This window comes from Rhizobacter sp. Root1238, assembly GCF_001425825.1.
In the GTDB taxonomy this organism is placed as follows: domain Bacteria; phylum Pseudomonadota; class Gammaproteobacteria; order Burkholderiales; family Burkholderiaceae_C; genus Rhizobacter.
Window position 1 is genome coordinate 148,018 of sequence record NZ_LMDM01000045.1, and the last position, 10,098, is coordinate 158,115.

Annotated in this window: 7 protein-coding genes; 6 read left to right on the plus strand and 1 reads right to left on the minus strand. The window is 67.7% G+C overall.

Annotated features, from left to right (window positions below; all coding sequences use genetic code 11):
• Positions 1–14: 14 nt before the first annotated feature.
• Positions 15–3,005: a choice-of-anchor Q domain-containing protein gene (locus ASC98_RS23725; RefSeq protein ID WP_082542081.1), complete on the minus strand. Its 2,991-nt coding sequence runs from the start codon at positions 3,003–3,005 to the stop codon at positions 15–17.
• A 674-nt stretch (positions 3,006–3,679) separates the two neighbouring features.
• Between ASC98_RS23725 and ASC98_RS23730 the strand changes: the two genes are divergently transcribed.
• The 6 genes from ASC98_RS23730 to ASC98_RS23755 all read left to right on the plus strand — a co-directional run bounded on the left by ASC98_RS23730 (position 3,680) and on the right by ASC98_RS23755 (position 10,090).
• A complete protein-coding gene (locus tag ASC98_RS23730; protein ID WP_056815193.1) occupies positions 3,680–4,960 on the plus strand; it encodes a nucleotide sugar dehydrogenase in 1,281 nt (426 codons plus the stop codon).
• Positions 4,961–4,971: 11 nt separating this feature from the next.
• Positions 4,972–6,018, plus strand: coding sequence for an SDR family oxidoreductase (locus tag ASC98_RS23735; RefSeq protein ID WP_235581367.1), 1,047 nt, complete (start codon positions 4,972–4,974; stop codon positions 6,016–6,018).
• Between the two features lie 68 nt (positions 6,019–6,086).
• On the plus strand, positions 6,087–6,329 hold the full coding sequence (locus ASC98_RS23740; RefSeq protein WP_056815198.1) for an acyl carrier protein: 243 nt from the start codon (positions 6,087–6,089) through the stop codon (positions 6,327–6,329).
• 32 nt (positions 6,330–6,361) lie between these two features.
• The gene (locus ASC98_RS23745; protein ID WP_056815201.1) at positions 6,362–7,537 is read left to right on the plus strand and encodes an acyl-CoA dehydrogenase family protein; all 1,176 of its coding nucleotides are present in this window, start codon (positions 6,362–6,364) and stop codon (positions 7,535–7,537) included.
• A 650-nt stretch (positions 7,538–8,187) separates the two neighbouring features.
• Positions 8,188–9,108 carry an amino acid--[acyl-carrier-protein] ligase gene (locus tag ASC98_RS23750; protein WP_056815204.1) on the plus strand — a complete coding sequence of 307 codons (921 nt, stop codon included), beginning with the start codon at positions 8,188–8,190 and terminating at the stop codon, positions 9,106–9,108.
• 10 nt (positions 9,109–9,118) lie between these two features.
• Positions 9,119–10,090 (plus strand): DUF1839 family protein, encoded by a 972-nt coding sequence (locus tag ASC98_RS23755; protein ID WP_056815207.1) that lies wholly within the window; start codon positions 9,119–9,121, stop codon positions 10,088–10,090.
• Positions 10,091–10,098: the final 8 nt, after the last annotated feature.

Consider the following 10,098-nt stretch of genomic DNA (forward strand, 5'->3'; position numbering starts at 1 on the left):
GTACGTCCAGGAAATCAGTATTCGTAGGCGCCGACGTCGATGACGCCGTTCATTGGGCGAGCGGTGCCGATGTAGTCGGTCGTCACCAGCGAGGTCGCGATGCCGGTGTTGATCGCCGGGCTGCCGGTCGACAGCGTCAGCGGCTTGCTGGTCGCGCCGGTCACGGTGGTGCTGGCGTACTTCGGGTCGACGATGCGGCTGGTGTCGGTGCGGCCGGTCGCGCTCTTGTACTGCGCAGCCCAGGCGGAGGCCGAGACGCTGCTGTCCTTCAGCACGAAGGTCGGCGCGCCGCCGGTCACCCAGTAGATGTTGCCGTCGATGCGCAGCGTCGTGAAGTCGGTCATCGCGTCGCCGTTCACCTTGATCACCGGCCGGCCTGCCGAGCCGTAGATGATGTTGTTGTAGATCTCGATGTTGACGCCCGGCGTGCCGATCTCGGATTCGTTGGACACGAAGATCGAGCCTTGCCCGGTGGTCGCGGTGTTGTAGCAGCTGTTGTTGTAGATGCGCACGTTCGACGACGAGGACGTGGCCACGCAGGCCCAGGTCGCGTTGACGACGACGTTGTTGCGCACGATGCCGTCGTAGCTCTCGTAGGCGCCGTCGGTCAGGCGGTCGGTGTCGGTCTCCTGGCCGAGCATGATCGCGTGGCCGTTGTCGCTGCGGCCGATGTTATAGAGCAGGTTGTTCTCGAAGATCACGTTGCGGGCGTTGCCCTTGGCGTACATGCCGAAATCGGGCACGTCGTGCACGTAGTTGCCGGCGACGCGCGGGTTGTTCGCGCCGACGATGTCGACGCCCTGCGCATTGGTGCCCGGCGTCACCAGCGAGGTGTTCTGGTAGATCTCGTTGTCCAGCACCTCGGTGTCGTTGGCGGTGCGCACCAGCTTGACGATGTCGGCGACGCTGCAGCACAGCGTGTTGCCCTGGATGCGCACCTTCGCGGTGTCGATCTTGATCACGTTGCCGTCGTCGCCGCCGCTGGTGCTGCCGCGCACTTCCAGGCCCTGGATCGTCCACCAGCTGGCGAAGCAGTCGGTGTTGCCGGTGCCGGTGCCGATGGCGTCTTCGTCGCAGGCGCTGTTGTAGAAGTAGATCGTCGGGCCGGTGCCGGTGCGCTGGATCACCGGGCGCTCGCCGTTGTAGCCGCGCATCGTGATGCGGGCGGTCGACGTGCCGGCGGTGCGGATCACGACGGCTTCGGAGTAGGTGCCGGCGCGCACCTCGATGATGTCGCCGGCGGTGGCCACGCCGACCGCCTTGGTCAGCGTCTTGAACGGTGCGGCGAGCGTGCCGGCGGCGCCGTCGCTGCCGGTGGTCGCGACGAACCAGCTCTTGCCGCTGGTGTTGCCGCCACCGCCGCCGGTGCTGGTCGCGGTGAAGGTGGCGCTGACCGACTTCGCGGCCGTCATCGAGACCGCGCAGGTGCTGCTGCTGCCCGAGCAGGCGCCGCCCCAGGCGGTGAAGGTGTAGCCGCTGGCCGGCGTGGCCGTCAGCGTGACGCTGGTGCCCGACGCGAAGCTGCTGCAGCCGGTGCCGCAGGCGGTGCCGGCCGGCGAAGCGCCGACACTGCCCGAGCCGGTGGTTGTCACCGTCAGCGCGACGGTCGGCACCGCGGTGAAGACGGCGGTCGCGCTGCCGGCCGCGTTCATCGTCAGCTGGCAGGTGCTGCTGGTGCCGGTGCAGGCACCGGTCCAGTTGCTGAAGGTGTAGCCGCTGGCCGGCGTGGCGGTCAGCGTGACGGCGGTGCCGGCATTGAAGCTCGCGCTGCAGGTGCTGCCGCAGGCGATGCTGCCGCCGGTCGACGCGACGCTGCCGCTGCCTTGCTTGACGACCGTCAGCGTGTAGGTGTTCAGCGCGAACGCGGCGCCGGCCTGGGTCGCGGCGCCGACCTTCACGGTGCAGGTGCCGCCGCTGGTGGTGACGGTGCCGGTCGACGCGCAGGCGCCGGTCCAGCCGCTGAAGTGCGACGCGCTGCCGCTGGTGGCGGTCAGCGTGACGCTGGTGCCCGACGCGACGGTGCTGCTGCAGGCGGTCGGGCAGTTGATGCCGGACGGGTTCGAGACCAGCGTGCCCTGGCCGGTGCCGGTCACGGTGGTGGTCAGCGCGTAGCTGCTGGCCGGCACCACCGCGAAGGCGGCGGCGACCGCGCGCGCGGCCGACATCGTCACCACGCAGGTGTTGGTGCCCGAGCAGCCGGCGCCGCTCCAGCCGCTGAACGAATAGCCGCTGGCCGGCGTCGCGGTCAGCGTGACGACGGTGTTCTGGTCGTAGCTGTGCGCGCAGGTGCTGCCGCACGAGATGCCGGCCGGCGACGAGCCGACGGTGCCGGAGCCGGTGACCGTGACGCCGAGCGCATAGGTCGGCGCCGCCACCGCGGTGAAGCTGACGCTGATGCTGCGCGCCGCGCTCATCGTGACCTGGCAGCTGCTGCCGCTGCAGCTGACGCCGCTGCCGCTCCAGGCGCCGACGGCGTAGCCCGAGGCCGGCGTCGCCGTCAGCGTGACGACGGTGCCGGCGGCGTAAGTGCCGCCGCAGTCGGTGGCGGTGCTGCACGAGAACGGCGTCGCGTTGGCGGCGACCGTGCCCGAACCGGCGATCGTCACGCCGAGTGCGTACTCGGGCGCATCGACCGCGCTGAAGGTCGCGACCAGCGACTTCGACTGGTCGAGCATCAGGCTGCAGTCGGCGGTGCCGGCGCAGTCCACCCCGACGCCGCTCCATCCGACGAACTGGCTGCCCTGGGCGGCCGCGGCATGCAGCGAGACGTTGCTGTTCTTGCTGTACGACCCGGCGCAGTCGGTGCCGCAATCGATGCCGTTCGGGGTGGAGACCACGCTGCCCTGGCCGATGCGGCTGATCGACAGTGCCGACATCTGCGGCTCGGGCGAGGCGGCGGTGTCGTCGCCCTTCGAGCCACCGCAGGCCACCAGGGCCGCACCGAGCGCGAACAAGGTCAGATACTTCGTGACACAGGAGAGGGCGGAGATCGGGGTCGAGGACATCGCAGGTTCCAGCTGAGACCACGATCCGACACGGACGGTGGCCGGAGCGGATTGTGTTGGCACCCACTCACGCACCTGTTTCCAGATGTGGGATAGACAGCTTACAGGTGGCTGTGGCGGGTTTCAGACGGTCGAGCCGGCGCGTGGGCACCTGCTCGCATCGATTCGTGGCGCAGCGCACACGGTGCATCCATCGGATGTCCGAATGGCTGACATCGCGAGCTCCAACTGTCGGTCGCCTGCAACGCCGGCCGGCCGGCACCTGACTGCGGCAGCCCGCGGCCACCCCCTCGGTCGCGGGGGCGCTGTTACAAAAACAATCGGAAAAGTCTGCCGGTGTGCGCCGCCTGCCTGGCAGAACTTGCAGCGGTGTGCACGGGGTGAAGGCCTGCGCCTGGCTTGGGAGATACCTGCGCAAGGGCCTCCGCGCCGCGTGGCCCGACCCCACAACTCAGGGATTGGCGCTGCCAGGGGGTTCTCGGATCATCCGGTCCATTCAAAAGGGGAGTGTCAGCGAGGTCCGGAATTGATATTGGTATTCAGGGCGGGTTGGCAGTAAACACGTCACTTACGATTCGTCCTTCATCCGGTCCGGTGCTCTCTTCCATGGCAACGCTGGGCTTTCTCAATACACCGCGGCGAGATTCGCGGCACCACTTTCAAACAAAAGAATCATGACCACCGTTGCTATCGTCGGCCTGGGGTATGTCGGATTGCCTCTGGCAGTTGAATTCGGCAAGAAATACAAGACCATCGGATTTGATTTGTCGGCCGCGAAAATCGCCGCCTACCGCGAACACATCGATCCGACCGGCGAAGTCAGCACCGAAGCGCTGAAGGCCGCGAGCCAGCTGCACCCGACCACCGACGCCAGCGCGCTGAAGGATGCCGACTTCATCGTCGTCGCGGTGCCGACGCCGGTGGACGACGCCCACAACCCCGACCTGTCGCCGCTGGTGGGTTCCAGCACCTCGGTCGGCCGCAACCTGAAGCGCGGCGCGACCATCGTCTTCGAATCCACCGTGTACCCCGGCGCGACCGAAGAGGTCTGCATCCCGATCATCGAGCGCGAATCCGGCCTCAAGTGGAAGCAGGATTTCTTCGTCGGCTATTCCCCCGAGCGCATCAACCCGGGCGACAAGCAGCACACGCTGACGACCATCACCAAGGTGGTGTCGGGCGATACCCCGGAGACGCTGAACCTGGTCGCCGAGATGTATGGCAGCGTCATCACCGCCGGCGTCTACAAGGCCACCAGCATCAAGGTGGCCGAGGCCGCCAAGGTGATCGAGAACACCCAGCGCGACCTGAACATCGCGCTCGTCAACGAGCTCTCGCTGATCTTCCACCGCATCGGCATCGACACGCTCGAGGTGCTGGAAGCGGCCGGCACGAAGTGGAACTTCCTGCCGTTCCGCCCGGGGCTGGTCGGCGGGCACTGCATCGGCGTCGACCCGTACTACCTGACGCACAAGGCCGAGCGCCTGGGCTACCACCCGCAGGTCATCCTGGCCGGGCGCCGCATCAACGACGGCATGGCCAAGTACGTCGCCGAGCAGACCATCAAGAACCTGATCCAGGCCGGCTTCCAGGTGAAGGGCGCCGACGTGATCGTGCTGGGCCTGACCTTCAAGGAAGACTGCCCGGACCTGCGCAACTCGAAGGTGATCGACGTGGTGCGCGAGCTCGAGAGCTACGGCGTCACGGTGCACGTGCACGACCCGGTGGCCGCGGCCGGCGAGGCGAAGCACGAGTACGGCGTCGACCTGGTCGCCTGGGACGCGCTGCCGAAGGCGCAGGCCGTGGTGGCCGCCGTCGCGCACAAGGCGCTGAAGGCCCGCCCGATCGACGACTTCGTCGCGAAGCTGGTACCGAACGGCCTGTATGTCGACGTGAAGAGCCAGGCCGATGCGAAGGCCCTGAAGGCGCGCGGCCTGAACGTCTGGCGCCTGTGATGGAAGCCGACGTGACGACCAACGAATTCCTCGACCCGGTGCTCGAACAGCTGCGCGCCGCGCCGCGCCGCTGGCTGGTCACCGGCAGTGCCGGCTTCATCGGCTCGCACCTGCTGGAGAACCTGCTGCGCGCCGGCCAGCAGGTCACGAGCCTCGACAACTTCTCGACCGGCCACCAGGCCAACCTCGACGAGGTGCGCCGCCTCGTCGGCGAAGAGGCCTGGTCGCGCCACACCTTCATCCGTGGCGACATCGCCGATTTGGCGAGCTGCACGCAGGCCTGCGACGGCGCCGAGATCGTGCTGCACCAGGCCGCGCTCGGCTCGGTGCCGCGCTCGATCAAGGACCCGCTGACCACGCACCGCTCGAACGCGACCGGCTTCCTGACGATGCTCGAAGCCGCGCGCACCGCCGGCGTCAAGCGCTTCGTCTATGCCGCATCGAGCTCGACGTATGGCGATTCGCCGACGCTGCCGAAGGTCGAGGACACGATCGGCCGGCCGCTGTCGCCGTACGCGGTGACCAAGTACCTGAACGAGCTGTATGCCGAGGTGTTCGGCCGCTGCTACGGGTTGTCGACGATCGGGCTGCGCTACTTCAACGTGTTCGGCCCCCGCCAGGACCCGAACGGCGCCTATGCCGCGGTGATTCCGCGCTGGGCGGCCGAGATGCTCGACGGCTCGCGCTGCGTGATCAACGGCGACGGCGAGACCTCGCGCGACTTCTGCTTCGTGACCAACGCGGTGCAGGCCAACCTGCGCGCCGGCCTGTGCGCCGATCCGGAGGCGTCGAACCAGGTCTTCAACGTGGCGGTCGGCGACCGCACCACGCTGAACCAGTTGCACGGCGCGATCGCCGAGGCGCTGCAGCGCGAATGCCCGCAGCTGCGCGTCGAGCCGCCGCAGTACGCCGCGTTCCGCGCCGGCGACGTGCGCCATTCGCTGGCCGACGTGTCGAAGGCGCGCCGGCTGCTCGGCTACCAACCCAGCCACGACGTGCGCGCCGGGCTGCTCGAGGCGATCGGCTGGTACGTGCAGCGTGCCCGCCAGACCGCCTGATCATTTTCTCGACGCTGCGAGGCACCGGCCGCGCGGCAGAAACTTCCCTTGAAACGCAGGACATCGACATGCACACCGACAAGATCCGTTCCGTCATCGCCAAGCACGCCCGCCTGTCGGTGGACGCCGCCACGCTGACCGAAGACAGCGACCTGTACGCCGCCGGGCTGACCTCGCTGACGACGGTCAACCTGATGCTGGCGCTGGAGGACGAATTCGACATCGAGTTCTCCGACAAGATGCTCGGCCGCAAGACCTTCGAGAGCATCCGCTCGCTGTCCGAAGCCATCGAAGAACTCGTCAGCGCCTGAAGCGCTGCACTGCCGCCTTTCCTGGAGACACCATGTCGCAACCGACCCGCCTCAGCCCCCAACTGCCCGCACTGCTCGAAGGGCTGCACGGCATCGGCCGCGACATCATCGCGCCGCACGCCGCCGAGGTCGACCGCGACGCGCGCTTCCCGCACGAGGCCTACGCGGCGCTGCGCCAGCAGAAGCTGCTGAGCTGCTACGTGCCGGTCGAGTACGGCGGCATGGGGCTGAACATCAGCGACCTGTCGCAGATCTGCGAGGTGCTGGGCCAGTACTGCGGCTCGACCGCGATGATCTTCGCGATGCACCAGATCCAGGTCGGCTGCATCGTGCACCACGCGCTGGAATCCGAATTCTTCCAGGCCTATGCCCGCGAGATGGTCGAGAAGCAGACGCTGATCGCATCGGCCACCACCGAGCTGGGCATCGGCGGCGACGTGCGCTCCAGCCTGTGCGCGGTGCAGGTGAACGGCGACCGATTCACGCTGGAGAAGCAGACGCCGGTGATCTCGTACGGCGCGACGGCCGATGCCATCCTGGTGACCTGCCGCAAGTCGGAGGACGCGGCACGCAACGACCAGGTGCAGGTGCTGGTGCGCAAGGGCGACTACGAACTGACCAAGCTCTCGGGCTGGGACACGCTGGGCTTCCGCGGCACCTGCAGCGAAGGCTTCGTGCTGAAGTCGCAGGGCCGCGTCGAGCAGATCCTGCCGCAGCCGTATGCCGACATCCACCGCCGCACGATGCACCCGTTCTCGCACGTCGTGTGGGCCTCGCTGTGGCTGGGCCTGTCGATCGACGCGGTGAGCCGCGCGCGCAGCGCGGTGCGGGCCGAAGCGCGCAAGAACCCGAGCGTGACGCCGATCTCGGCGACGCGCCTGGCGGAGCTCGACACGGTGCTGTTCTCGATGCGCGGCGGCGTGTACCAGACGCTGCGCGAGTACCACGACGTGCTGATCGCCAACGATCCCGAGGCCTACTCCGGCTTCAGCTTCGCGATCAACATCAACAACCTGAAGCTGACGGCCTCGCAGTTCGTCGTCGAGGTGGTCGGCAAGGCGATGCTGATCTGCGGCATCCAGGGCTACCGCAACGACTCGAAGCTGACGCTGGGCCGCCACCTGCGCGACGCGTACGGCGCGGCGCTGATGGTCAACAACGACCGCATCCTCGGCCAGAGCGCCACGATGCAGATCGTTCAGCGCTGATTGAGACTGAGCGGGATGAAGGTCTTTGTCTTCTCCGGTTGGCGCGGCAAAGGCGCGGGTGGGGAGGCTGTGGCGCGCCGTCGGGTGCGGTCCTCGGCCCCTGGGGGCCGAGGACTGCCCTCCGCTGACTGGCTTCATGGCCCGTCGCCGAAACTCCCTCCACTCACTTCGTTCGTTGTGGTCAAACAGTCGGCGACAGTCAGTTCACGAAGCACGCTGCGCGTGCGGGCCATGAAGCCAGCCAGCTCCGGCGCCCCCTCCTTATTGGCGCGCCACAGCCTCCCCACCCGCGCCGTTGCAGAGACAGTGGCTCACTTCGACGAACACAAGGCCTTTCCGCCTTTCCGCAAACACAAGCCGCTCGCAGGTTGCGGCTGGGGGGCTGGGCTGGGGGCGATTTCTGGGGCGACGAGAAGGGCAGTGCTTGCGGGTGGCGTGCGCAGCACGCATCGTGGACTGACTCATCGCCACTGTTTGACCACAGCGAACGAAGTGAGCGGAGGGAGTTTGGCGATGCACCCGCACGCGCAGCCCTTCTCGTGGAGTCGGCCCGCCAGGGCCGACCGCCCCGGCATGAGCCGCCAGCCCAGCCCCCCGGCCGCAACCTGCGCGCATAAAAACTGACAGCGATTCTTTCAAGGACTCCCGCCATGTGCACCCAACACGACGACCCCTACAAGCAGTACCAGGCCGAGCTGATCGAGGCCGGCCTGCTGATCCCTTCGGGCGTGCGCGGCGTCTACGGCCGCAGCGGCACCTTCGAGAACATCATCGACCAGTTCGAAGGCCTGGTGACGCGTGAAGGCGCGTTCCAGAACGCCGAGGTGATGCGCTTCCCGCCGATCTTTCCGCGCGCCAACTACGCGCGCATCGACCACATCAACAACTTTCCCGACCTGATGGGCTCGGTGCACAGCTTCCTCGGCGGCGAGAAAGAGCACCAGGCCATGCTCGGCAAGTTCGAGGCCAAGGAAGACTGGACCAGCTCGCTGTCGCCCGCCGAAGTGATGCTGGTGCCCGCCGCCTGCTACCCGCTGTACCCGACCGCCACCGGCACGCTGTCGGCGCAGGGCCGCGTCGTCGACCTGAAGACCTTCGTGTTCCGCCACGAGCCGTCGGACGATCCGGCGCGCATGCAGATCTTCCGCCAGCGCGAGTTCGTGCGCCTCGGCACCCCCGACCAGGCGCTGAACCACCGCAACGACTGGCTGGCGCGCGGCCAGGCCATCCTCGAGTCAGTGGGCCTGCCGGTGAAGAAGGTGCTGGCCGACGACCCGTTCTTCGGCCGCGGCGCGCGCATCATGAAGGCGACGCAGCGCGAGCAGGACCTGAAGTACGAACTGGTGGTGCCGATCTGCAAGGAAGACAAGCCGACCGCGATCACCTCGTGCAACTACCACCTCGACCACTTCGGCATCTCGTTCGACATCCTGCAGGCCGACGGCACGCCGGCGCACACCGCCTGCATCGGCTTCGGGCTCGAACGCATCGCGCTCGCGCTGCTGAAGACGCACGGCTTCGACCCGAAGCGCTGGCCGCACGAGGTGCGCCAGCAACTGGCCATGGTCTGACGAGGGCCGCATGAAACGTGTCCTGCCGATCGAGCCGGCGAGCTTCCAGCGCCACCCGATCCACACCGAGCCGCGCACCTGGGCCGAGACCAACTGCTACGCCGACGTGCTGATCGAGCTGCTGCACGGCCTCGGCCACGACCCGGTGCCGGCGCTCGCGTTCACGCTCGGCGTCGACTTCGAAGGCGACCAGTGGACCTTCTTCAAGTTCCCCGATGGCGACCTGTACGACCTGTACGGCGTCGACATCCAGGAGCTCGCGGTGTGGCGGCCGCTGGTCGACCACATCGAGGACCAGGTCGGGCAGGGCCGTCCGGTGCTGGTCGAACTCGACTCGTGGTTCCTGCCGGACACCGCCGGGTCCGCGTACAAGCTCGCGCACACGAAATCGACGGTCGGCGTCAATGCGATCGACGTGAAGGCACGTCGCATGGACTACTTCCACAACCAGGGCTTCTACGCACTGGAAGGCGATGACTTCCGCGACGTGTTCCAGCTCGACGGGCTGGTGCACGAGCGCATGCTGCCGCCGTACATCGAGTTCCTGAAGACCCGGCCCGGCTTCACGCCGCCGACCGGCGCGGCGCTGGTCGACGGCTCGCTCGCGCTGCTGCGCAAGCACCTGACGCGCGTGCCGGCGACCAACCCGTTCACGCGCTTCAAGACGCAGTTCGCGAAGGACCTCGACTGGCTGATGCAGTCCGACATCGCGGTCTTCCACACCTATTCGTTCGCGACGCTGCGCCAGTACGGCGCGTGCTTCGAGCTCGCGGAAACCTACCTGCGCTGGCTGGGGTCGCAAGGCGTCGATGTCGTCGCTTCGGCCGATGCGTTCGCGCAGATCTCGCAGACCGCGAAGGCGTTCCAGTTCCAGTTGGCGCGATCGATGGCCCGCAAGAAGCCGCTCGACCTGTCGCCGATCGATGCGATGGGCGAGGCCTGGTCGTCGGGCATCGCCGAGCTGCGACGCCGACACGGGTGACGCACGCG

Bases quoted from the DNA above. Each gene is read 5' to 3' on its own strand.
- ASC98_RS23725 (WP_082542081.1), bottom strand. From the start codon at position 3,005: ATGTCCTCGACCCCGATCTCCGCCCTCTCCTGTGTCACGAAGTATCTG.
- ASC98_RS23730 (WP_056815193.1), top strand. From the start codon at position 3,680: ATGACCACCGTTGCTATCGTCGGCCTGGGGTATGTCGGATTGCCTCTG.
- ASC98_RS23740 (WP_056815198.1), top strand. From the start codon at position 6,087: ATGCACACCGACAAGATCCGTTCCGTCATCGCCAAGCACGCCCGCCTG.
- ASC98_RS23745 (WP_056815201.1), top strand. From the start codon at position 6,362: ATGTCGCAACCGACCCGCCTCAGCCCCCAACTGCCCGCACTGCTCGAA.
- ASC98_RS23750 (WP_056815204.1), top strand. From the start codon at position 8,188: ATGTGCACCCAACACGACGACCCCTACAAGCAGTACCAGGCCGAGCTG.
- ASC98_RS23755 (WP_056815207.1), top strand. From the start codon at position 9,119: ATGAAACGTGTCCTGCCGATCGAGCCGGCGAGCTTCCAGCGCCACCCG.